This is a genomic window from Citrobacter sp. Awk 2, assembly GCF_028069815.1.
Taxonomy (GTDB): Bacteria; Pseudomonadota; Gammaproteobacteria; order Enterobacterales; family Enterobacteriaceae; genus Citrobacter.
The window spans coordinates 1-22,503 of record NZ_JANEWL010000080.1 but is presented as its reverse complement, the minus strand read 5'-3'; the positions used below and the strand labels follow the sequence as shown (position 1 = coordinate 22,503).

Below are 22,503 nucleotides of genomic sequence, written 5' to 3'. Positions count from 1 at the left end.
GTGATTGCACTCCCAATTATTTTTCATGCATATGAAATGTTATTTCAATCTCGCTTAATGATAATAAATATCACTCCACATTAATTATTTTCCTTCCGATTTTTAATTGATAACGATCAAGGTTACAGGGGGGGAATAACCACATTATTTATCCGCCTAACCCTAAAGGATTATACCCGTGTTTAGGGTATGGATTGATTCAGTTTAACCACCGTCATCTGTGCGATCAGGTTAGGGCAAAAATTCACGTGTTGTTGGCAACATTTATGGCCGATTTGACCTGATCTGCATTCATTAAAATTAGCCTGGATCTGTTGCTACTACAGCGTTTGCGAAGAGGATGCGAAATAAATGAACCAGGTTGATCGTCCATTTTTAGATTGTGGTTTAACGCGGCTTGAGTTTCTGCGTATATCAGGGAAAGGTCTGGCAGGATTAACGATTGCCCCCGCTCTGCTATCCCTTTTTGGTTGTAAGCAGGAAGATATCGACAGCGGCACCGTCGGACTTATCAATACGCCGAAAGGGGTGCTGGTGACTCAACGGGCTCGCTGTACTGGCTGCCACCGCTGTGAAATTTCCTGTACTAATTATAACGATGGCGCTGTTGGCACCTTCTTTTCCCGCATCAAAATTCATCGTAACTACTTCTTTGGCGATGATGGCGTTGGGTCCGGTGGTGGGTTGTACGGCGATTTAAACTACACCGCAGACACTTGCCGTCAGTGTAAAGATCCCCAGTGCATGAAAGTCTGCCCGATTGGCGCAATTACCTGGAAACAGGAAGACGGTTGTATTGCCGTAGATCATAAACGCTGTATTGGCTGCAGTGCCTGTACCACGGCCTGCCCATGGATGATGGCGACCGTTAATACCGTAACGAAGAAATCCTCAAAATGTGTTTTATGCGGGGAATGCGCTAATGCTTGTCCGACTGGGGCATTAAAAATTATTGAGTGGAAAGATATTACTGTTTGATGGATGGCAGGGCTGCCTGATACGCGTCATTTATTGCCAGAAAAATCGCAGTTTTTGAATAAAAGAACTGCCTGAAAGGTGGCGAGTATATCTATCGGACCTTCTTGCAAAGGAAAACATGATGGCTAATGGTTGGACAGGTAATATTTTACGGGTCAATCTCTCCACGGGTAATATCACCGTTGAAGATTCCAGTAAATTTAAGAAATTTGTCGGTGGGATGGGCTTTGGCTATAAAATTATGTACGACGAAGTCCAGCCAGGCACCAAACCTTTTGATGAAGGAAATAAACTGGTTTTCGCGACCGGGCCGCTAACCGGTTCGGGTGCACCCTGCAGTTCTCGCGTCAATATCACCTCATTATCGACATTTACCAAAGGCAATTTAGTGGTCGATGCCCATATGGGCGGTTTCTTTGCCGCACAAATGAAATTCGCGGGTTACGACGCCATTATTATCGAAGGGAAATCACCTTCTCCGGTCTGGATCAACATCAAAGACGATAAGGTCAGCATCGAAAAAGCGGACTTCATATGGGGTAAGGGTACGCGCGCAACCACCGAAGAAATTTGCCGTATCACCAGCCCGGAAACGTGCGTTGCAGCCATTGGTCAGGCGGGTGAAAACCTCGTTCCGCTTTCCTGCATGATTAACAGCCGTAACCACAGCGGCGGGGCCGGCACTGGCGCAGTCATGGGGTCGAAAAACCTGAAGGCCATTGCGGTAGAGGGGACCCAGGGGGTCAATATCGCCGATCGTAAAGAGATGAAGCGGCTTAATGACTACATGATGACCGAGCTTATCGGCGCCAACAACAACCATGTTGTGCCGAGCACGCCACAGGCCTGGGCTGAATACTCTTCACCGAATTCGCGCTGGACGGCCCGCAAAGGGTTGTTTTGGGGCGCGGCGGAAGGAGGGCCAATTGAAACGGGGGAAATTCCACCGGGAAACCAGAATACTGTCGGTTTTCGTACCCATAAATCCGTGTTTGATCTCGGCCCGGCCGCTGAGAAGTACACCGTCAAAATGAGTGGCTGCCATTCATGTCCAATTCGCTGTATGTCGCAACTCAATGTTCCCCGTGTGAAAGATTTTGGTGTGCCGAGTACCGGCGGGAATACCTGCGTGGCGAACTTTGTACATACCACTATTTTCCCGAATGGGCCGAAAGATTTCGACGATAAAGACGATGGGCGCGTTGTAGGAAACCTGGTTGGCCTGAACCTGTTCGATGATTATGGTATTTGGTGTAACTACGGTCAGTTGCATCGAGACTTTACGTACTGCTACTCCAAAGGCGTCTTTAAGCGGGTGTTACCTGCGGCAGAGTATGCAGAGATCCGTTGGGATCAACTGGAAGCAGGCGATCCGAACTTTATCAAAGATTTCTATTATCGACTGGCGCATCGCGTGGGTGAACTCAGCCACCTGGCAGATGGCTCTTACGCGATTGCAGAACGCTGGAATTTAGGCGAAGAGTACTGGGGTTACGCGAAGAACAAACTGTGGTCGCCGTTTGGTTTCCCTGTTCACCATGCGAACGAAGCCTCGGCGCAGGTGGGGGCGATCACCAACTGTATGTTCAACCGCGACTGTATGACGCACACCCATATCAACTTTATCGGCTCCGGTTTACCGCTGGCGCTACAGCGCGAAGTGGCGGGCGAACTGTTTGGTTCACAGGATGCCTACGATGAAACCAAAAACTACACCCCGATTAATGCCGCCAAAATCAAATACGCCAAATGGACGCTGCTGAAAGTCTGTCTGCACAATGCGGTTACGCTGTGTAACTGGGTCTGGCCAATGACGGTTTCGCCACTGAAGAGTCGAAACTATCGCGGAGACCTTGATCTGGAAGCGAAATTCTTCCAGGCCGTAACGGGGGATGAAACAACGCAGGCTAGTCTGGATTTGGCCGCGGAGCGCATTTTTACCCTGCATCGTGCTTATACAGTCAAGTTGATGCAAACCATGGATATGCGTAATGAACACGACCTGATCTGCTCCTGGGTGTTCGATAAAGATCCGAAGATCCCGGTCTTTACCGAAGGGACTGACAAGATGGACCGGGAAGATATGCGTCAGTCGCTTACGATGTTCTATCAGGAAATGGGCTGGGACCCGGCGTTGGGCTGCCCAACTCGCGACACCCTTCACCGCCTCGGCCTTGAGGATGTGGCAGCCGACCTGGCTGCACACAATCTGTTGCCGGCGTAAGGAACGCAGATGACGTACGTGAGTAACGACCTGGCCGCTGCAGAGGATGTGCATGGTGACAACGTGGATAGCCAAAAGAGACAGTGGCTGCACGCGTTACACCAGCCTGTCGCACACCGGAGTTCGTCATTAATTCAGGAACCCACCAGCCCAGAGTCGATAGTGGCGGATTTTATCCGCCAGCATTCTGCTTCAGGTCAATTGGTGGCACGCAGCGTGTTTCTGTTGCCACCTTATTCGGTTCCTGAAAGTGACCTGGCTACGCTGCTGGACGCGATGTGTCAGCACGCATCTGACGCAGATATTACCTGTATCCAGGGCTTAGAGGATACCTACTTCTACTCGACGCAAACCATGACGGCAAACTACGCCGAGATGTGTGTGCAGGTGGTAGAAAATGATATCTGCCGTGCCATTGCAGAAGCGGTACGTTTTGACTGCCAAACGTATCCTCGCCCCTATAAGGTCGCCATGCTGGCGCAGCCGCCATACCACTTTGAACCTGAGCAGGTTACGGCGGCGCTCACGGCCATGGAAACGCATCCTGATTATGCAGACATACGTGCTGTGGAATCGTCGAATGCGGAACCTTATCTGTTTAGCGAGCGCTTTATGAGTTACGGCAAAGCGTATGGCCTGTGCGAATGGCTTGAGGTTGAGCAGTATCAGAACCCCTGAATTTTTCAGGTTGATGTCATGGAACGTGTGGACGATCACTGTCACAGCATTAGAGGATAACCCGATGTCCTTCACCCGACGAAAATTTGTCATTGGCATGGGGACGGTGATTTTTTTCACCGGCCCAGGCCAAAACCTGTTAGCGAGTACGAAGAGTACTAAAAACGTTCGTTATGTCATGATCCACGACGAATCATTGTGCAACGGATGTAATATTTGCGCCCGAGCGTGCAGGAAAACGAATCATGTTCCTGTTCAGGGGAGTCGTTTATCGATAGCCCATATCCCGGTAACGGATAACGATAACGAAACGCTGTATCACTATTTTCGTCAGTCCTGTCAGCATTGTGACGATGCCCCCTGCATTGAGGTGTGTCCTACCGGTGCTTCCTGGCGAGATGAAAACGGGATTGTGCGAGTCGATACCTCTCGTTGTATTGGCTGCAGTTACTGCATTGGCGCATGTCCGTATCAGGTACGCTATCTCAACCCACAAACCAAAGTGGCGGATAAATGCGACTTCTGCGCCGAATCACGTCTGGCGAAAGGTTTCCCGCCAATTTGCGTCAATTCCTGTCCAGAACACGCGTTGATTTTTGGCCGTGAGGACAGCCCGGAAATTCAGACTTGGTTACAGGAAAACAAGTACTACGAATATCAACTTGCAGGCGCCGGGAAGCCCCATCTGTATCGTCGGTTCGGTCAACATTTGATTAAAAAGGATAATGTATGAACGCGTCGCAGAATGCCGAACAGTTTCACGCACAGCTTGCGCAGTACGTCCCGATGTTTTCGCCGGATTACTGGCCCGTCTGGTTAGTTTTCGCCGGGTTAATGCTGGTAGGGATGTGGCTGGTGCTGGCACTCCACGCGATGTTGCGCTTTCGTTCAGCGAATAAAGCGTCGGCAGGACACGGAGAGAAGGTCTATTTATACTCGAAAGCTGTCCGTTTTTGGCACTGGTCGAATGCGCTGTTATTTCTGTTGCTGCTGGCCAGCGGCCTGCTAAACCATTTCACCGCGGTCAGTGCCCCAGTGATGAAAAGCCTGCTGACTGTGCATGAAGTCTGTGGCTTTTTGCTGCTTGCCTGCTGGATTGGTTTTGTCCTGATTAACCTGATTGGGGGGAACGGTCATCATTATATTATTCAGCGTCAGGGCTGGATCGGCCGGGCGCAGAGGCAGACGCGATTCTATCTGTTTGGCATTATGCAGGGCGAAGCGCATCCATTCCCGGCATCAACGCGTTCGAAATTCAATCCGTTACAGCAGGCAGCGTATGTCGGCGTGATGTACGGTTTGCTGCCGCTACTGCTGATCTCCGGGTTGCTATCCCTGTACCCACAGGCTGTGGGCGATCTGTTCCCTGGCGTACGTTACTGGTTGCTGCAGGCGCACTTTGCGCTGGCGATCGTGAGCGTGTTTTTCATTTTTGGGCATCTTTATCTCTGCACGACAGGACGCACTCCGGGCGAAACCTTTAAGTGCATGGTGGATGGCTATCACCGGCATTAAGAGATGATGATTACTCGTGGTGACTTACGGGCCTGGCGCGTCGGGCCCGTGATGTATCGCTGGTTTCTGCGTGCGTTTCCTGAGGGAGGCAGCTATGCGGAGGTGCACCGTGCACTCCAGCTGGAAGGGTATAGTGACTGGGCAGATAGCCTCGTGGAATACGGCTGGTCAAGATGGCAGGATGAAGAGAATTTTGTCCAGCAGGATATCTGTGCGATGGGCCGTGTTGTCTGTCCGCAGACGGCAGACGACATCGGTAAACAATTGGCGAGTGCGGCTGATGGCGACAGTCTCGGTAGCGCGGGTGATAACATCAAAATCGTCAGCGCCGGGTACGCTGCGCAGATTGCCAGTGCAGGTTACAGCGCACGTATTGGCTGCGTGGGTTATAACGCTCATGTTGCCAGCTCCGGTGAGCGTGGTCGTATTGCCATCGCGGGAAACTCCACACGTGTCAGTAGTGTGGGAGGCGGTACACGGATGGCCAGCACGGGGATGCGGGTGCGCATCAGTTCGCTGGGTGACAGAAGTCGTATCGCCAGCAGTGGTGATTTAACCCAGATAGCCAGTTTTGGCGCAGCGTCGAAAATCGCCAACTGCGCGGACAACGTGCAGATCATGGCTAACGGGGAAAACACCGTTATTGCCAGTACTGGCGTGGTCGATTCGATAATCCTCGGCCCCGGCGGATGCGCGGCGCTTGCCTATCACGACGGTAAGAGAATGCGCTTTGCGGTGGCTATTGAGGGGGAAAATAACATTCGCGCAGGGGTGAAGTATCGGCTCAACGAAGACCATCAGTTTGTGGCATGTTGAGCCGTGGTGCTATTTCAACGCGAACCGACGCTGAGTGATCTTCTCCAGGCTAAAGCACAGCAGGTAATAGACCAGTCCGGTAAAGACAAAAATGGCCGCCGGGTAAATTTGTACCCGGCTGTTAACCTGACCCGCCACCGTCGTGAGCTCAGGCACGTTGACGATAAACGCCAGCGACGTATCCTTGAGTAGTCCGATAAAAATCCCCGTTAGCGAGGGGAGTACATTACGCAGAACCTGCGGCAACAGAATGAACCCGAGCGCCTGGAGTGGGCTAAATCCCTGAACGACTGCCGCATCATACTGACCGCCAGGCAATGCAGTTATGCCTGCGTACACGGAATGCATCACCGAAGCGGCGGTAAACCAGGCCAGTGCCAGTGTGACGGTTATGGCTCCCGGTAAATCACTGCCTGTGAGCATGGGCAACAGATACCACATCCAGAAAATCACGAAGATTAACGGAATACCACGAATAAACTCTGCCCAGATAAACAGCCCCTTACGTATCGCCCCAGGAAAACGCCAGGCACAGCAGGCGAGTGCGATCCCGGCGGGAAGCGCCAGTACCGCTGCGCCAATCGCCATCAGCAGCGTGAGCAGAACGCCCCCCGGTTGACCCTCTGCGACCCGCCCCCACAGGAGGTAGTCCAGATTGTCGGTAATAACCGAAATATTAGCGATCATGCTGTAGGCTCCTGAAACGAAATATGCCTGTTTTACGCGCCAACGGTTTACCTGCTGCAGGTACAGGGCCAAGACGGGTTAACAACATCCCCAGCACAATACCGGTCAACAGGTAGAGTGCCGTGCCGACGGCAAAGGCTTCCAGCGCATGGGCGTTATAGCTTTCAATTTGCCGCACCTGGTACGTCAATTCGGCAAAGCCAATGCCGCTGGCTAATGAAGACAGCTTCATCAGATTAAGATATTGCCCCACAATTGGCTGCCAGGCATTTGCCAGCCCCTGAGGGAGCAGGATGTGACGGAAAGTCGCCCATGACGAAAACCCCTGTGCTATGGCTGCCTCGCGCTGCCCGCCAGACACCGCCTGTAAACCGGAGGCGACCTCTTCGACCAGAAAGGCCGAGGTAAAGATACCCAGCCCCCATGCGGAGCAGAGAAACTCCGGCGTTAACCACCAGACATCTCCTGGCAGAATGGACCAGGCGTGTTCCGCATTAATGAAGGTAATCGCGTCGCGAGGAAGGAGATTCCACGCAGCGAAGTACCAGAACATCAGTTGAACGAGTAAAGGGGTATTGCGAAAAACAGAAACCCACACGCTGACCACGGTGGTCGCAAAGCGGTGTCCTGTCAGGCGCAGGCTGAGCAGAAAGATGGCAAATACCGTGGCGAGTACCACGCCGGCTAGCGTGACCCAGAGTGTGGTCAGAAAACCGGAGATTATCCATTGCAGAGGTTGCCCGCTCAGCACCCCCTGCCAGTCCATTGCATGCATTATAACGATGACTCCTGGTGTAACGGGTCGAGCACTTTTTTCAGAAAACGTTGGGTCCTGGGGTGCTGAGGACGTGTGAAAAACGCCTCAGGAGGCGCGACTTCGAGAATATCGCCGCCATCAATAAACACCACACGATCGGCAATCTCCCGGGCGAAATGCATTTCATGCGTTACGACAATCATGGTGATGCCGCTATGGGCAAGACTCTTCATGACCTGCAACACTTCGCCGATCATTTCTGGATCCAGCGCGGAGGTGGGTTCATCGAACAGAATGATTTGCGGTGAGGAGGCCAGTGCGCGGGCGATGGCAACACGTTGTTGCTGTCCCCCGGAAAGTTGGGCGGCATATGCCTCGGCTTTTTCGGCCAACCCTACCTGTTCCAGCAGTTCAAGTGCCCGTTGCTCAGCATCCGCTTTTTTCCAACCGTGAACATATTCCAGCGCCAGCGTGATGTTCTGCTGTGCTGTCAGGTGGGCGTAGAGATTGAATTGCTGGAACACAAAGCCAATTCGGCTACGAAGCTGACGCAATGCGGGGCCGCGCAGCTGACCGATGGGTTTGTCATCAATAAAAATATCGCCGCCACTCAGTGACTCCAGTTGGTTGATCAGGCGAATTAGCGTCGATTTTCCTGAGCCAGAAGGCCCGAGAATGGTGACGACTTCGCCCGGTTCAACCGACAGGCTGACGCCGTTAAGCACGGTATGATTGCCATAGTGTTTTATGACATTACGCAGTTCAACACGCGCCTGGCGCAGATGCGTAAAATCCGCAGCCGAAGCTGCGGGACGATTAAAAAGGCCTGAGAGCATATTACTTCGCTTCTATTTTGAAGGCGCGGGGCTGTGGATTTTTGGTTTGCGGACCAAACCAGACGTCATAAATTTTGGCTGCCTGCCCGGTAGACTCGAGCTTTAATAGCTCGTCGTTCACGGCCTTTAACAGCGCAGGTTCACCTTTTTTCACACCCACACCAATTTCTTCTTTGCTCAACAAGTCGGGCAAAATTTTGAAATCTGCTTTATCTGGCGCACCGCCTAACAACCCTGCCAGAATGGTGCTGTCCTGGGTGATCGCCTGGACATTACCATTACGCAGTGCGGTTAATGCCAGCGGAATATCGTCATAGGCCAGCACACGTGATTGTGGAAAACGCTGGTGCAATGCCTGCTCACCTGTCGTCCCTTTAACTGCGCCGATACGGGCCTTGCTGTAGTCATCAAGCTTATCCGGCGATTTTGCCGGAACGAGGAATTGCTGCCCGGTAACGAAGTAAGGGGCGGAGAAATCGATAACCTGTGCACGCTCAGGTGTAATAGTGATATCCGCTACGATTAAATCGGCCTTACCGGATTGCAATAACGGAATACGGTTAGCCGGATTGGTGGCGATCAGTTCCAGTTTAACGCCAAGTGATTTAGCCAGCGCTTCAGCGAAATCAACGTCGTAACCGACAATTTTATGCGTTTTTGCATCAATAGAACCGAACGGTGGATTGGCGTCAAAGGTGGCGATTTTTACCACACCTGCGGCTTTGATATCGGCCAGTTGATCGGCCTGAGCATTTGACGCGGCAATGCCTGACGCCAGCAGGACACTGAGTGCCAGCCATGTTTTTTTTGTGCTGTGAATTTTCGTTGCCATCATTTTCTTTGAATCCCTGTTGTTTTGGTTTGTGCTTTTTACGCTCCCATAACTTGTGGCGGTGACCAAATAAGAAAAAATTCTTATCTATATACAAAATGATATTAGTGAAAGGGGTGTTAATTACGGGTGAAAATAATGAAAAACTGAAATGCGAAATAGTGCACAACGTTGGCAAAAATTCGCATTTCATTTTTTACGCATTCTGCGTTGGAATACGTTGTGTCCAACAGACAGAGGCGGCGGAGAAGATGAACGGAGTTAGATATCTTTGGTTGCGCATCAAGAATCGACATCCACAGACTCCACAACATAGTGCGGAACGAAATCTTCAGCGTGTTGTGGAGTCTGTTCTTCCTGTCGCCAGCCTGTATGGGGTGGATATCGCCAACATTGATCCGGAGTGGTTCCGTGATAAAACAACACGCTGAACTTCGCCTGACGCGCGAAATGTACTGGAATGAAGTGTGCAAAATAAGCAGAAATACTACTGAATCCCCATTCTGACCTGTAACATACGACAAAACAGGTCTGGATTGGGAACAAGCATGCTGCGTGATAATTTTAACGATCTTTATTATCTCATTGTCGTCGCCCGTGAACGCAGTTTTACCCGCGCCGCAGCGAAGCTAGGGGTCTCGCAGTCAGCATTAAGCCATGCTATTCGTGGGCTTGAGGAGCGACTGGATGTCAGACTGTTGACCCGTACCACGCGAAGCGTTGCGCCAACCGAAGCCGGTGAACGGCTTATCAACAGTATCAGTCCGCGTTTCGATGACATTGAAACGGAGCTACTGGCATTAACCGATATTCGCCAGCGCGTGGCGGGTAATATCCGTCTGACGCTCGGGGAACATGCGTTGCAATCGACAGTCTGGCCTGCACTACAGCCGTTTTTGCAGGCGTATCCTGATGTAAATGTGGAAATGACTATCGACAATAGCCTGACGGATATCGTGACGGGACGCTATGATGCCGGTATCAGACTCGGTGAGCAGGTGGCCAAAGATATGGTTGCTGTCAGGATCGGTCCCGACTGGCGCATGGTCGTGGTGGGGGCACCCGCTTATTTTGCCCGCCATGGCAAACCGCAAACCCCACACGATCTACAGAATCATAACTGCATCAATATGCGCATGCCGACCCTCGGTGGGCTGTATGCCTGGGAGTTTGCCAGGAATGGACAGGATCTCCGTGTGCGGGTAGAAGGGCAGCTTATTTTTAACAATCTTCCACCGCGTATCAGTGCGGCAATTTCGGGCATGGGCCTGGCTTTTGTACCGGAAGATACCGTCGAACAGGCGGTAGCAGAAGGGGCGTTGGAAAAAGTACTGGAAGACTGGTGTGAACCTTTTCCCGGTTATTATCTGTACTATCCCAGCCGTAGACAACATACCGCGGTCTTTGCACAGCTGATTGAAGCGTTGCGTTATACGGCGTGAAGCGCAGGCTGACTAGAAAAAAACCGGCATTGCGCCGGTTCAGAAATTAGATTTTGCAGGCATCGCCGCAGTCGTTATCAGCAATAATTTCCTGCGCTTTTTTGTCCGCATCTTCCAGACGTTCAGCATTACGCTCTTGCGCTTCTTCCAGTCCATCAAAGACCAGATTATCGAGATCAATTTCCATCATTCACCTGCTCAGGTTCAGCGTTTAACATTGTTCCATTATATTGCAAAAATGTTGCTGAACAGCAGCGATTATTGCTACTAAGCACGTTCTTATACCAGGTCAGCGTATTTTTCCGGCAGCGTATCCCACAGATGGCGGTTCGCGGCGCTGAGAATAATATCGCGCATACATTCCCTGGCCGTCACGCCTTGACGCAGGCGTATCGCTTCCAGCAGCAGACGGTGCTGCTCAACAGCGTGCTCGGTTTCCCGCACCGAGGATTCCTGCGTCTGTTTAAACGACAGCATCATGGCGGCGGAAAGGGCGTTGCCAATCGACATTAAGAACGGGTTATGACACGACTTCAATAGCGCTGTGTGAAACGCCAAATCCCCTTCCTCAAACAGCGCAATTTCATCTTGTTGTTGCCCGCGCGACATCAGCGTCCAGGCCTCTTCAATCGCGGCCAGATCGCGCGCAGTTGCGTTGGCGGCAGCCAACGCGGCAGCGTTGGGCTCGAACATCAAACGGGTGACGACCAGCTGTTCTGCGACATCAGGTGAGATACCCACTTCTTCCATCCAGCCCAGCACATCCGTATCCAGAAAACTCCAGAGTTCGCGTGGGTTGACCGTACTGCGACGTTTAGCCTGAATCGACAGTAATCCTTTCGCCGATAAAACATGCAGTGCGTTTCGTACAGAAGTACGCGATGCAGAGTACTGCACGGCTAGCTCATTCTCGCCGGGGAGCATCTCCCCATCGCTCAGGGTGCCGCGGAGGATTTTCATTGCCAGATCACGCGTGATCGTTTCGGAGATGGTGGCCAGGGAAGTCGTCATTGTACGCCTTGAAAAATAGAGGGTTGCCCATTGTACGCATAAAACAAGGCGTTATGTATACAAGGAAGCATCACTTGTCCCTTCAGATAACACAATTATACGTTTTGTTTCACTTCACGATCGTGCTCACAGATCGCTTACATAAAATTAACTACATTCTTGTCATACAAGATTTAATAATTGGGGTTACAAGATGAAATGGGAATGGATTGCGGTTGACTGGGGAACCTCAAATTTCCGGGCGTGGTTGATGGCAGGGGATGACGTGCTGGATAAACGTAGCGCCAACTGCGGACTGCTCCATGTCAAACAAGGTCAATTCGATGGCACGCTAAAAATGCTGCTGGGTGAGTGGGTGACTAATGCAGCTCCGACAATAGCGATGGCCGGAATGGTGGGTTCGCAGCAGGGCTGGTATGAGGTTGACTATTGTCCGCTTCCTGCCAATGCCGACAGTTTGCTTGCCCACAGCAAAACGTTCACGACCTCATGGGGAAGTGAGGCGTGGATTGTTCCTGGTTTGCGAGCGTCACCTGCTGGCGGCATACCGGACGTGATGCGTGGCGAAGAGGTTCAGTTGCTGGGGCTGGCGATACTGGAAGATATTGCGGTTTTTCAGGCAATTTTACCGGGCACGCATAGCAAACATGTAGCGGTCGAGAATAGGCAGATTACTGATTTTTCGACATATATGACCGGTGAGCTTTTTCAGGTATTGATTTCTCACTCGTTACTTGGCCGCGGTCTTCCTGATGCGGTGATCGATGACAGTGCATTTCTACTTGGGGTAGAGGCATCCCAGCGTCACGCGGCGCTAAGCCAACTCCTTTTTTCCACCCGAACGCGGCGACTTTCAGGTGAATTACCTGCTGAATCCGTCAGTGATTATCTCTCCGGATTATTGATCGGTACAGAGTTCGGCGCTGACTGTCGCGGGCTTGTCTGGCTGGTGGGGAGTGCGGCGCTAACTCGCCGCTACCAGTTGGCGGCAACGGCGTTGGGTATTAAGACACGCTGCATTGATGGCGATTGCTGTTTTATCGCCGGAATGCAGTCCCTTCAACAACGGCTAACAGAGAAACACCATGGACAGTTTTGACTTTGCCACGTTGTGGCAGAAAACACCGCTTCCGATGATCGCCATTCTGCGCGGTCTGACACCTGAGGAAGCACCGGATATCGGGGATGTACTGCTGGAGGCCGGCTTCACCTGGCTGGAGGTTCCGCTAAATTCCCCGCGAGCGCTCGATTCTATCACGCTGCTACGTGAACGCGTTGGCGAGCGTGCTATCGTCGGGGCGGGTACGGTACTGACGGCGGCGCAAGTTGATAGCGTTGTCGATGCGGGCGGGCAAGTGATTATCTCGCCGAATATGAACACCTCGGTCATCCGCCGTAGCAGGGAGCGGGGGGCGATTAGCTTACCCGGTGTGATCACCCCAAGCGAGGCGTTTACGGCGCTGGATGCCGGAGCCAGCGGGCTGAAGTTTTACCCTGCGGAAATGATCTCCCCGGACATACTGCGAGCTATGTGCGTGGTCCTACCGCCTCACGTGATTTGCATGCCGGTCGGCGGTGTTTCAGCCGAGGCTCAGCAGTTGCAAAACTGGATGTCGGCGGGGGCAAAAGGCTTTGGCTGCGGTGGTGGTTTATACCGTGCGGGCACATGCCGTGAACAGGTTATGCATAACGCGCTGGCCTATGCTCAAGCCTGGCAACAGGTAAATACCTGAGCGTCGCGCCAATAACAACTTAAGAGGCTGAAAGATGAATACGCGTACCCTCGATACTGAAAATAAAAATGCGGTTTATCGTAAAGTGACCCGACGGCTGATCCCGTTTTTAATCCTGTGTTATTTCTTTGCCTATCTCGATCGTGTAAACGTGGGCTTCGCCAAACTCCATATGCAGGATGCGCTTAATCTGAGCGATACAGTTTATGGGATTGGTGCCGGTATCTTTTTTATTGGTTACTTTATCTTTGAAGTCCCCAGCAACCTGTTGATGCAGCGGTTTGGTCCCCGCTTCTGGATTGCGCGCATCATGGCCAGCTGGGCGATATTGTCCGCGCTGACAATGTTTGTGACTACTCCGACCCAGTTCTATGTCGTGCGCTTTTTACTGGGTGTCGCGGAAGCCGGGTTCTTCCCAGGGATCGTTTACTATTTAACGCTGTGGTTCCCCTCATGGCGCTCTGCTCGTACGCTCGGGCTGTTTATCCTGGTCACACCGTTATCGACCATTATCGGCAGTCCACTATCGGGGCTGATCCTGAAAATGTTTGAGGGCGTGGGTCACCTGCATAACTGGCAATGGCTGTTCCTGGTGGAGGCAATCCCATCATTCCTGCTGGCCTTCGTGGTGTTGCGTTATCTCGATAATGACGTGAAATCGGCGAAATGGTTGTCGGATGCTGAAAAAGCGCTGATCGAACAGGATTTGCAAAAAGACCAGCTTGATAAAGTAGCGGCGAATGCGGGAATGCCGCAGCACAGCCTGTCTGCCATGTTCCGCAACCGGTTCGTCTGGCTGCTGGCACTGATCTTCTTCAGCTTCAATATCGGCTATTACGGCATTAACTTCTGGTTGCCATCGATCATTAAAAGCTCCGGCGTACAGGATGATTTTGCTATCGGCCTGCTGGCGGCGGTGCCGTATATCTTCGGCGCGGTCTGCATGTTGTGGAACAGCCGTCACTCAGATCTGAAGCAGGAGCGCCGTTGGCACATTGCCATTCCGGCAATAGTCGGTGCGATTGGCCTGACGTTTAGCGCCCTCAATGAAGGCTCCACGTTCTGGATGATGGCATGGATTTGTGTCGCGATGTCCGGAACGTTATCGCTGATTCCAACCTATATAAGCCTGCCAGGGACGCTGCTCTCGGGTACTGCTGCAGCAGCAGGCATCGCGTTAGTGAACTCCATCGGCAACCTGGCCGGGTTCTTTGGTCCGACCGTACTGGGCTGGCTGAAAGACACCACCGGCAGCACCAGTAGCGGGCTGTATATTCTGGCGGGATTCCTGGTGCTCTGCGCACCGCTGATTTTCCTCATCCCGGCACGCCTGATTAACCCCCGCGATCGAAAAGCAACGACACAGGCAGAAAGCAGTGTATTAACGAAAAGAGGTCATATATGAGCAGTTGTGGCAGCGGATGCGCAGGTTGTGGTGGCGAACACTTCAACCCGATCCTCAGCGGTGATGACGGCGCCTTAAAACGTGCCCTGTATAAATCAATGGGACATACCGACGAGCAACTTCGCCGGCCAGTGATTGCCGTCGTCAACAGTTATACCAATGCAACGGCAGGGCATGCCAACCTGAATGAACTCACGACACATGTGCTAAAGGGCATTGATGAAGCGGGTGGCGTAGGCATGGTGTTTGGTACCATCGCTCCTTGTGACGGTATTGCAGAAGGGCATCTGGGCATGCGCTACATCCTGGCGGCGCGGGAAATTATCGCCAGCTCGATCGAAGTGATGATGCGTGCTCACCGCTTCGACGGCATGGTGCTATTGGGGTCTTGTGACAAAATTGTCCCCGCCATGTTGATGGCGGCGGCTCGACTTGATATTCCGGCCATTCTGGTCAACGGCGGGCCAATGTATCCTGCTGAATACAAAGGTAAGCATTGGGACGGCAATATTGTCACTGAGGCGATAGGCTGGAAACGTCGCGGGGAAATCGATGAGGCAGAGTTCCGGCACATTGAAGATATTGCCGAACCAGGGCACGGATCCTGCACGATGTACGGAACGGCCAATACGATGTGCTGTATTGCTGAGGTTTTGGGTATGAGCCTGCCGGGGAGCAGTACGCTGCCCGCGATTTCACGCGAACGCCGTGATTGCGCCTATGCGACAGGAATGACCGCAGTGGACCTGGTAAAGCGCGGCGTGAATGCGCGGCAGATCATTACCCGCGACGCGATCCGCAATGCGATGACCTATCTGTTGGCTACGGGGGGCTCAACCAACGCCATTCTGCACCTGCAAGCTATTTACTATGAGGCCGAACTGGGACATCTGCCGCTGGCTGAGTTTGATGCTCTGAGTCATCAGGTACCGCTGGTGGCTTCGCTCTATCCGGCATCGGAATACGACATGATCGACTTCTGGGAAGCGGGGGGCGTCGCTGCGGTGGAAAAAGAGATCGCCAACCTGTTGGAACTCAATTGCCTGACGGTCAATGGACAGAAAAAAGGGGAGTGGCTAATGGATGTTCCTGCCACTCGTCGCCCGGAAGTGATCCATACGCTGGCGATCCCGGTACGCAATGAATCCGGTGTCGCGGTGCTGCATGGCAATTTGTCGCCTATGGGGTGTGTGGTGAAACCCGCTGCGGTTCCGGAGCATTTGATGGTCTTTACCGGACCTGCCGTGGTGTTTAACAGCGAGGATGAGGCCGTCGAGTCGATCCTCTCCGGTGATATTCAACCCGGCAGCGTGTTGGTTCTGCGTTACGAAGGACCGAAGGGGGGGCCGGGCATGCCAGAGATGTATAAGCCGATGAAATTCCTCGAAGGGATGAATCTCTCGGACTCGTGTGCGCTGATCACCGATGGGCGTTTTTCCGGTTCAAATCGGGGGCTATTCGTTGGGCATATTTCGCCAGAAGCCAGCGATGGCGGCGTGCTGGCACTGGTTGAAACGGGGGACACTATCAGCATTGATATTCCGCAGCGGACATTAACGCTGAATGTGGCGGATGCCGTACTGGCAGAGCGTCAAAAAGTCTGCCAACTGGTGCATAAAGAGGTGCCACGTGGATTCTTGCGGCTGTATCGTCGTTGGGCGCTACCTGCGGCGCAAGGGGCTGTACTGGCCGATCGGGAGGATCTCTGATGTCATCAGTCGCAATGATCCAGGGCGTCAATCCCATCGTCGCCATGCCGTTTACCGCACAGGGTGAGGTCGATTTTACGAGTTTTCGTCGGCTGGTGGCTCACCTTTCCGGTCTCGGTGTGAATGGTTTAACGTTGTTTGGTATTGCCAGCGAGTTTCCCAAGCTGGACGATGGCGAACGGTTGCAACTGGCAGAAATCTATCTTGATGAATTGTCGGGGAAGCGACTGTTTCGTGCACTGTCGATTACCGATCATAGCACCGACCTTGCAGTACGGCGGGCGCGGCTGTACCAAAGCATGGGGGCTGACGCGTTGATGTTGCTCCCGCCATTTTTCCTGCAACCGTCACTGGCAGCTGTACAGGCGCACATCTCTGCCGTACTTGAGGCGGTAACTATTCCGGTGATGGTGCAGTACGCGCCAGGCGAAACAGGATTCCCGGTTACGCCACATCAACTGGCCGAGGTCGCAAAACGCTATCCACATGCGGTGTTTAAGATTGAATGTAATCCGCCTGTGGATTACACGCGTGAATTCCTGCAACAGGCTCCAGACGCTCACGTTCTCAACGGTTACGCAGGTCTCTATATGCTGCATATGCTGGACGTGGGCGGAAAAGGCGTGATGCCAGGCTGCTCGTTTAGCGAAATTTATGTGCGTATATATCAACACTGGCTGGCGGGGGAACATCAGCAGGCGGTGCAATTACACAACGCGCTGTTGCCGTATATTCAGCACTGGATGCAGCACTGCGAATATATTATCCAGATTGAAAAAACGATATTGCAGCGACGCGGGATCATCGCCGATGACTATTGTCGTAAACCCGGTTGGCAATTAGCGGATGAGGATTTAAAAACCATCGATAGTTTTATTTCACAGTTCAATTTGTCGGTCTGAGTCATCTCCAGCAAGTGGATCGGGTATGGCGCATCCATACCCGATTAAACACCTGTTCGTACTGGCGTTCTCTGGCGCGCAGCATGCGAGGTTAACATGCAAAATGATATTCATGATTCAACGATTAAGAGAGTGAACAAACGGCTTATTCCTTTCCTGATGTTGCTGTATCTTATTGCTTATATTGACCGTTCTAACATTTCAGTCGCCGCATTACAGATGAACGCCGATCTTGCGCTAACCGCTGAAATGTATGGTATTGCTGCCGGTATTTTTTATATTGCTTATATTCTTTTTGAAGTGCCCAGCAATGTCATTCTGACGCGCGTTGGCGCGAAACTGTGGATCGCCAGGATTATGGTGACCTGGGGCATGATTGCTGCGGGTATGAGTCTGGTACAGACGCCAACGCAGCTATATATTATGCGTTTTTTACTCGGTGTCGCGGAGGCGGGATTTACCCCCGGGATTATTTATTATCTTTCCTGTTGGTACCCGCGAAATAACCGGGCACATGCCATGTCCATGTTTTATATCGGCGCTGCGCTGGCATCAGTCATTGGCTTGCCAATTTCCGGCTCTATTTTAAATATGCATGGTTTTTTCGATATTGCGGGCTGGCGTTGGCTGTTTTTATTAGAAGGTATTCCGGCGGTTATCCTCGGTGTGGTTGTTTGGTTTTATCTTGATGATTCTCCCGCTCAGGCGCGTTGGCTCAGTGTACAGGAACGAGACTGGTTACAACGGAAACTCTCGTCCGAAGCCGGGGCAGACAATCATCACCATCAGTGGCATCAGGCTCTCACCAGTAAAAAGGTATGGTTGCTGAGTGCCATCTGGTTGCTGCAGGCCTTTGGTACGATAGGCATTACGTTGTTCCTGCCGCTGATCGTTAAAGGTGTCGTCACGGAGCAAAGTAACCTGATTGTCAGCTTACTCTCCGCGGTACCTTTTTTGTTCGCATGTCTGTTTATGTGGCTCAATGGTCGCCATTCTGACCGTAGTGGAGAGCGACGTCTGCACCTTGCAATCCCGCTGATGTTAGCCGGCGGATTACTCCTTGTCGCGGTTTATACCCAGTATCTGCTGCTGGCATACCTTCTGCTGGTGGTAACGGTCGGTCTGAACTGGGCAATTACCCCAATATTCTGGGCGGCAACCACAGAATCCTTAACCGGGGTCGCAGGCGCAGCGGCCATCGCACTGATCAATGCTGTTGCCAACGTGGCAGGCCTGGTGTTTCCGCCGCTCATGGGACGGTTGAAAGATCTGACAGGAAATTATGATGCGTCTTTGGTGATTGTTGCGTTTGCCCTGGTGAGTGGCGGTGGGTTGGCACTGTACGTTCTGTCAATATCTCCCACGCGTAACTCGCGAGTTGCTGGAAAGGAAGAAAGCCTGCGTTAAGTCAAAAATCGTCGTTTCCACTGGTGCGTACCTGGGCATAAACGCCAACCAGGTGCGCACCAGCCATCTCATCCCGCCAACGCTGAAAATCTCTCGTAACTCACTCGATGTGTAAAATAAATGTTAACAAACTGAGTCATATCCCTGTCCATTCAGGAACGTGATGTGCGATTTGTTTTAACAAATATGCGACAAAATCACTATACATATAACTTAATATCTTTTATACATTAATTGTTCAACCCTGCGACTATTCCACAAAAGAGAAAGAAATATGGAACAGACACCTGATAAGAAAAACGATAATTTTCAAAAAGATGGCAAAGAACAGTTCAACCGCTCGATCGGGCTTATATCAAATTTTGCGTTGGGTTTTACCTACCTGTCGCCGCTTACCGCTGTTTATTCGCTGTTCGCGTTGGCAGTGACGTTGGCAGGACCACCCGCAGTGTGGTGGATTTTGATCGTCGCGTGTGGGCAGTTGTTAGTCGCCCTGGTGTTTGGTGAGGTTGCATCTCAATATCCGATCACCGGGGGACTGTATCCCTGGGCGAGAAGGTTGTGGGGTAAGAAATATGCGTGGATCGCCGCCTGGATCTACCTGTGGGCGCTGGTGGTGACCATTACCTCGATCGCGGAATACACATCAACATTTGTTGAATCACTCTTTCATTATGGCCAGACACCCGCCACCATGCTGGTGACTTCCGTTTTGCTGCTGCTCTTGATGATGGCCGTCAATATGTCCGGGACCAGGAATCTGGCCAGGGTCGCCAAAATTGGTTTCTGGTGTGAAATCGTCAGCGTGATTGCGCTGGGTATTTACCTGCTGATTTTCCACCGTTCACAGCCTTTCTCCGTCATCTTTGATTCGATGGGGGTACTGGCGCATGACGGAAGTTATTCCACCGCCTTTATGTCCGCCGCGCTGATGGGCCTGTTTATGTTCTTTGGCTTCGAGGCGTGCGGTAACGTGGCAGAGGAAGTGCAAAATCCAAGCAAAAAAATCCCGGTAGCCATGATTTTAAGTATCGTGTTTGGCGCGATCTCCGCCATTATCTCCGTCATGGGCTACCTGCTGGCGTCACCGAACCTGGTGAGTATCGTGAATGGTAAAACCGCCGATCCGATCCCGGCAATCCTTAATGAAGCGCTGGGGGAAACCGGTGCGACGGTCTTTATTATTGTCGCTATTATCGCGATGCTGTCGTGCATTTTGTCTCTGCAAGCAGCATTAAGTCGTCTTATCTTTTCTTTCTCCCGCGACAGAATGCTGCCGGGCAGTGAATGGATGGCCAAAATTTCTAAAAATGGTGTCCCGGATAATGCCATGGTCGTCAGCTGTGTGTTGCCCGTTATCATTTGTGTCTGGGTCTATTTCCAGCCAGATAACTTATCGCGTATCACCGCATTTGCTGTTATCGGTATTTATATTTCATTCCAGATGGTGGTACTGGCCGCGCTGCGTCAACGTCTGAAAGGCTGGAAACCCGCCGGAGAGTGGACGATTGGTGGTTGGGGTGTGATTGTAAACGTGCTGGCGTTAGCTTACGGTCTGTGTGGGATCTGGTTACTGGCACAGCCTGCTGACAGCAGTGATTTCATCGACCGTTGGACAGTACTGTTTGGTCTGGCGATTGTGGTCGGTTCAGGATTGATCTACATGTTCCTTACCCGACCCTTTGGCCGCTCGGCTGCACCGGAAAACGATGCCATTGCCTACGCCACGAAACTCAATATGGGGCAGGATAACTAAAACTAAGGGCCTTCGGGCCCTTAGTTTCGACCGTTTTACGCGCCGGATACGACGCTGGCATCCTTATCCGGTAACGCTCAGCCTTGAATTGACTATTTCTGGTAGTGATAAAGGATAAAGTAGTCGCTTTGATACACCACTGTGCTGTGCGCAGGTGACAATAATTCACCGACACGAAAGCGCGGCCAACTGGAAAAGATGATCCGGTTTTCCAGATTGGTCAGGATGACATAATCAGGGTGAGGGCAGGAGAGCAGTTCGGCTTCTATCTGACTGACCAGCAGATCGACGGCGGCGACGCCGAGGAACTGATCATGATAGTAAACCGGCACCGCTGAGGTTAGGGTATAGGAGATGTTACAGATATAGTCGACATACGGGCCATGGATATACGCTTCACCTGCCGGAGGCGAATGCTTAAACCACTCAAAGGTTCTGAAATCCAGCCGCTGTTGCGTCGCCTGATCCAAATCCAGATGTGCCTGACTCAATCCATTATCTTTCTTATACCACCATTCCAGCAGCCAATATTCTTTGGTGGTTTCTGTACTCCCAATATGGCTGGCGAAACCTGCGCCCGAACAGTAGTGGTTGTTGTTCAGTGTGCTCTTGATGTGTTGTTGAACCGTTGATCTGACAGCGGGGTCGAGGACAACTTCGGCTGAAGCTTTTTGCACACCGGCAATGGCCTCGTGAATGCTCCTCGCCAGCGCAACGGTAGACTCTACGGTAGAGGCGGTAATATCATCAATTTTACGGATTAATGCGCTTAAGGATGTCGAAGAGCTCATGGTCTGTCCTGCCTTCACTGATTGTCAGTTCGAGTTATATTTCAGCTTTTTTTCAATAAGGTAATAGGTAAACGTGTCGATGATCTGTGTGGCGTACTGGACTGACTCGGTCTCGTTATGGGCGGCGAGCGCGTCGGCCAGCGCCGAATAAAGCGCAATAATTTCCGCATGAATATTGTCGGCGCGATAGAGTATTGCCACCAGTGATGCCCACTCGGCCTGGACCTGAAGCTCCTGGTTGGCCAGCCGTGCTGAATGAGAGCTGGCCGCAATTGCCAGCAAACAACGCATATCGGCCTGAGTCATCAGTTCAGGTGAATCGGCTTTCCTCAGTACGTCTACAAACTCGCGAAATTTGGCAATGTCCGCCCCGGTCATGCGTCTGGAGGCTAGCCTGGCGCTGTGGCTGATAATGGCGCAATGCATTTCGCCTAAATCCGAAAGGTAATCGGTACTGATCGATTTAAACGGATGCAGGGCGCTATTTTTGCCATCAATATTCTCGCAAACGAAGCTCCCGCCATTACGGCCACGAACCGTATGGATAAGATTATTAGCCCGAAGCGTGTTGAGCGCTTCTCTGATAGTGATATGTGAGACACCCATCATCTTTGCCAAATCGGTTTCATTGGGCAGCTGTTCTTTTGGCTCCAGCAACCCGGTAATAATGGCGTTTGAAAGGCGCTGCACTATCTGGTCTGAACGACTGACCTGCCCGATAGGCGCAAATATGACCGCATGAGTAATCATAATCTTTTCTGCACTCAATTCCCTGAAACAACGACCATTTTTAACACATGCCCGCGGGGCACGAAAGGTCAGAATGGCCGCGTTATTTTACCAGCCCACGCGCAACATCGCTGCACAGGCGGATGTGTGTCCCGATAGCGTCAAAACGCATTCCGCGCTGACGATAAATAACCTTACCCTGAAAATGTAAAATTTAAGTTAAAAGTGCGAGGCTTATCATAGTGTCAATGTTGCGCATTTGAAAAATTTTTACAATATATATATTACATAAGCT

23 protein-coding genes are annotated in these 22,503 nt (G+C 51.8%); 15 read left to right on the top strand and 8 right to left on the bottom strand.

The features are described from left to right. Positions 1–351 precede the first annotated feature (351 nt). From NNO02_RS17625 to ydhT, 6 genes are all read left to right on the top strand, one after another. A complete protein-coding gene (locus NNO02_RS17625; RefSeq protein ID WP_048211828.1) occupies positions 352–978 on the top strand; it encodes a ferredoxin-like protein in 627 nt (208 codons plus the stop codon). Between the two features lie 121 nt (positions 979–1,099). Then, entirely contained in the window at positions 1,100–3,202 is a 2,103-nt protein-coding gene (locus NNO02_RS17620) for an aldehyde ferredoxin oxidoreductase (protein WP_271440817.1), read from the top strand. Positions 3,203–3,211: 9 nt separating this feature from the next. Continuing rightward, positions 3,212–3,880 carry a YdhW family putative oxidoreductase system protein gene (locus tag NNO02_RS17615; RefSeq protein WP_271455379.1) on the top strand — a complete coding sequence of 223 codons (669 nt, stop codon included), beginning with the start codon at positions 3,212–3,214 and terminating at the stop codon, positions 3,878–3,880. A 64-nt stretch (positions 3,881–3,944) separates the two neighbouring features. After that, complete coding sequence (locus NNO02_RS17610) at positions 3,945–4,613, top strand: 4Fe-4S dicluster domain-containing protein (RefSeq protein ID WP_271455380.1); 669 nt, start codon at positions 3,945–3,947, stop codon at positions 4,611–4,613. Beyond that, positions 4,610–5,395 (top strand): thiosulfate reductase cytochrome B subunit, encoded by a 786-nt coding sequence (phsC, locus tag NNO02_RS17605; protein WP_271455378.1) that lies wholly within the window; start codon positions 4,610–4,612, stop codon positions 5,393–5,395. Before NNO02_RS17610 ends, phsC begins: the two co-directional genes overlap by 4 nt. Positions 5,396–5,398: 3 nt before the next feature. Beyond that, positions 5,399–6,211 (top strand): protein YdhT, encoded by an 813-nt coding sequence (ydhT, locus tag NNO02_RS17600; RefSeq protein WP_271440797.1) that lies wholly within the window; start codon positions 5,399–5,401, stop codon positions 6,209–6,211. Between the two features lie 9 nt (positions 6,212–6,220). Here ydhT and NNO02_RS17595 read toward each other — a convergent pair whose 3' ends face one another. Genes NNO02_RS17595 through NNO02_RS17580 form a run of 4 tightly spaced genes read right to left on the bottom strand, consistent with a single transcriptional unit; the run spans position 6,221 to position 9,326 of the window. After that, positions 6,221–6,898 (bottom strand): amino acid ABC transporter permease, encoded by a 678-nt coding sequence (locus NNO02_RS17595; RefSeq protein WP_271440798.1) that lies wholly within the window; start codon positions 6,896–6,898, stop codon positions 6,221–6,223. After that, the gene (locus tag NNO02_RS17590) at positions 6,888–7,673 is read right to left on the bottom strand and encodes an amino acid ABC transporter permease (RefSeq protein ID WP_271455377.1); all 786 of its coding nucleotides are present in this window, start codon (positions 7,671–7,673) and stop codon (positions 6,888–6,890) included. Before NNO02_RS17590 ends, NNO02_RS17595 begins: the two co-directional genes overlap by 11 nt. Further along, complete coding sequence (locus tag NNO02_RS17585) at positions 7,673–8,491, bottom strand: amino acid ABC transporter ATP-binding protein (protein ID WP_271455376.1); 819 nt, start codon at positions 8,489–8,491, stop codon at positions 7,673–7,675. Before NNO02_RS17585 ends, NNO02_RS17590 begins: the two co-directional genes overlap by 1 nt. Position 8,492: 1 nt before the next feature. Further along, entirely contained in the window at positions 8,493–9,326 is an 834-nt protein-coding gene (locus NNO02_RS17580; RefSeq protein ID WP_271450262.1) for an ABC transporter substrate-binding protein, read from the bottom strand. A gap of 248 nt (positions 9,327–9,574) precedes the next feature. On the opposite strand from NNO02_RS17580, the gene NNO02_RS17575 reads away from it, so the two are divergent. Beyond that, positions 9,575–9,754, top strand: a complete 180-nt coding sequence (locus NNO02_RS17575; protein WP_271440802.1) for a hypothetical protein — start codon at positions 9,575–9,577, stop codon at positions 9,752–9,754. A gap of 117 nt (positions 9,755–9,871) precedes the next feature. Beyond that, positions 9,872–10,765, top strand: a complete 894-nt coding sequence (locus NNO02_RS17570) for a LysR family transcriptional regulator (RefSeq protein WP_271455375.1) — start codon at positions 9,872–9,874, stop codon at positions 10,763–10,765. A 46-nt stretch (positions 10,766–10,811) separates the two neighbouring features. Here NNO02_RS17570 and NNO02_RS17565 read toward each other — a convergent pair whose 3' ends face one another. Beyond that, positions 10,812–10,952, bottom strand: coding sequence for a hypothetical protein (locus tag NNO02_RS17565; protein ID WP_003832695.1), 141 nt, complete (start codon positions 10,950–10,952; stop codon positions 10,812–10,814). A gap of 92 nt (positions 10,953–11,044) precedes the next feature. After that, positions 11,045–11,776 carry a FadR/GntR family transcriptional regulator gene (locus tag NNO02_RS17560; protein ID WP_271440804.1) on the bottom strand — a complete coding sequence of 244 codons (732 nt, stop codon included), beginning with the start codon at positions 11,774–11,776 and terminating at the stop codon, positions 11,045–11,047. A gap of 193 nt (positions 11,777–11,969) precedes the next feature. Here NNO02_RS17560 and NNO02_RS17555 point away from each other — a divergent pair, with 193 nt between their 5' ends. From NNO02_RS17555 to NNO02_RS17525, 7 genes are all read left to right on the top strand, one after another. Then, entirely contained in the window at positions 11,970–12,875 is a 906-nt protein-coding gene (locus NNO02_RS17555) for a 2-dehydro-3-deoxygalactonokinase (protein WP_271455374.1), read from the top strand. Further along, the gene (locus tag NNO02_RS17550; RefSeq protein WP_271455373.1) at positions 12,862–13,509 is read left to right on the top strand and encodes a 2-dehydro-3-deoxy-6-phosphogalactonate aldolase; all 648 of its coding nucleotides are present in this window, start codon (positions 12,862–12,864) and stop codon (positions 13,507–13,509) included. Before NNO02_RS17555 ends, NNO02_RS17550 begins: the two co-directional genes overlap by 14 nt. 34 nt (positions 13,510–13,543) lie before the next feature. Further along, positions 13,544–14,914: an MFS transporter gene (locus tag NNO02_RS17545; RefSeq protein WP_271440807.1), complete on the top strand. Its 1,371-nt coding sequence runs from the start codon at positions 13,544–13,546 to the stop codon at positions 14,912–14,914. Continuing rightward, positions 14,911–16,623 carry a dihydroxy-acid dehydratase gene (gene ilvD / locus NNO02_RS17540; protein ID WP_271440808.1) on the top strand — a complete coding sequence of 571 codons (1,713 nt, stop codon included), beginning with the start codon at positions 14,911–14,913 and terminating at the stop codon, positions 16,621–16,623. The genes NNO02_RS17545 and ilvD overlap by 4 nt, the downstream gene beginning before the upstream one ends. Beyond that, positions 16,623–17,525, top strand: coding sequence for a dihydrodipicolinate synthase family protein (locus NNO02_RS17535; protein WP_271450258.1), 903 nt, complete (start codon positions 16,623–16,625; stop codon positions 17,523–17,525). Before ilvD ends, NNO02_RS17535 begins: the two co-directional genes overlap by 1 nt. Before the next feature lie 96 nt (positions 17,526–17,621). Further along, positions 17,622–18,932 carry an MFS transporter gene (locus NNO02_RS17530; protein ID WP_271440810.1) on the top strand — a complete coding sequence of 437 codons (1,311 nt, stop codon included), beginning with the start codon at positions 17,622–17,624 and terminating at the stop codon, positions 18,930–18,932. Between the two features lie 274 nt (positions 18,933–19,206). Continuing rightward, positions 19,207–20,688 carry an APC family permease gene (locus NNO02_RS17525; protein ID WP_137383305.1) on the top strand — a complete coding sequence of 494 codons (1,482 nt, stop codon included), beginning with the start codon at positions 19,207–19,209 and terminating at the stop codon, positions 20,686–20,688. Between the two features lie 92 nt (positions 20,689–20,780). Here the strand turns inward: NNO02_RS17525 and NNO02_RS17520 are convergent, their stop codons facing one another. Together NNO02_RS17520 and NNO02_RS17515 are read right to left on the bottom strand one after the other, a co-directional pair. Next, positions 20,781–21,479 (bottom strand): cache domain-containing protein, encoded by a 699-nt coding sequence (locus NNO02_RS17520; protein ID WP_271455372.1) that lies wholly within the window; start codon positions 21,477–21,479, stop codon positions 20,781–20,783. Between the two features lie 24 nt (positions 21,480–21,503). Next, a complete protein-coding gene (locus NNO02_RS17515) occupies positions 21,504–22,229 on the bottom strand; it encodes a FadR/GntR family transcriptional regulator (RefSeq protein ID WP_271440812.1) in 726 nt (241 codons plus the stop codon). Between the last annotated feature and the right edge of the window lie 274 nt (positions 22,230–22,503).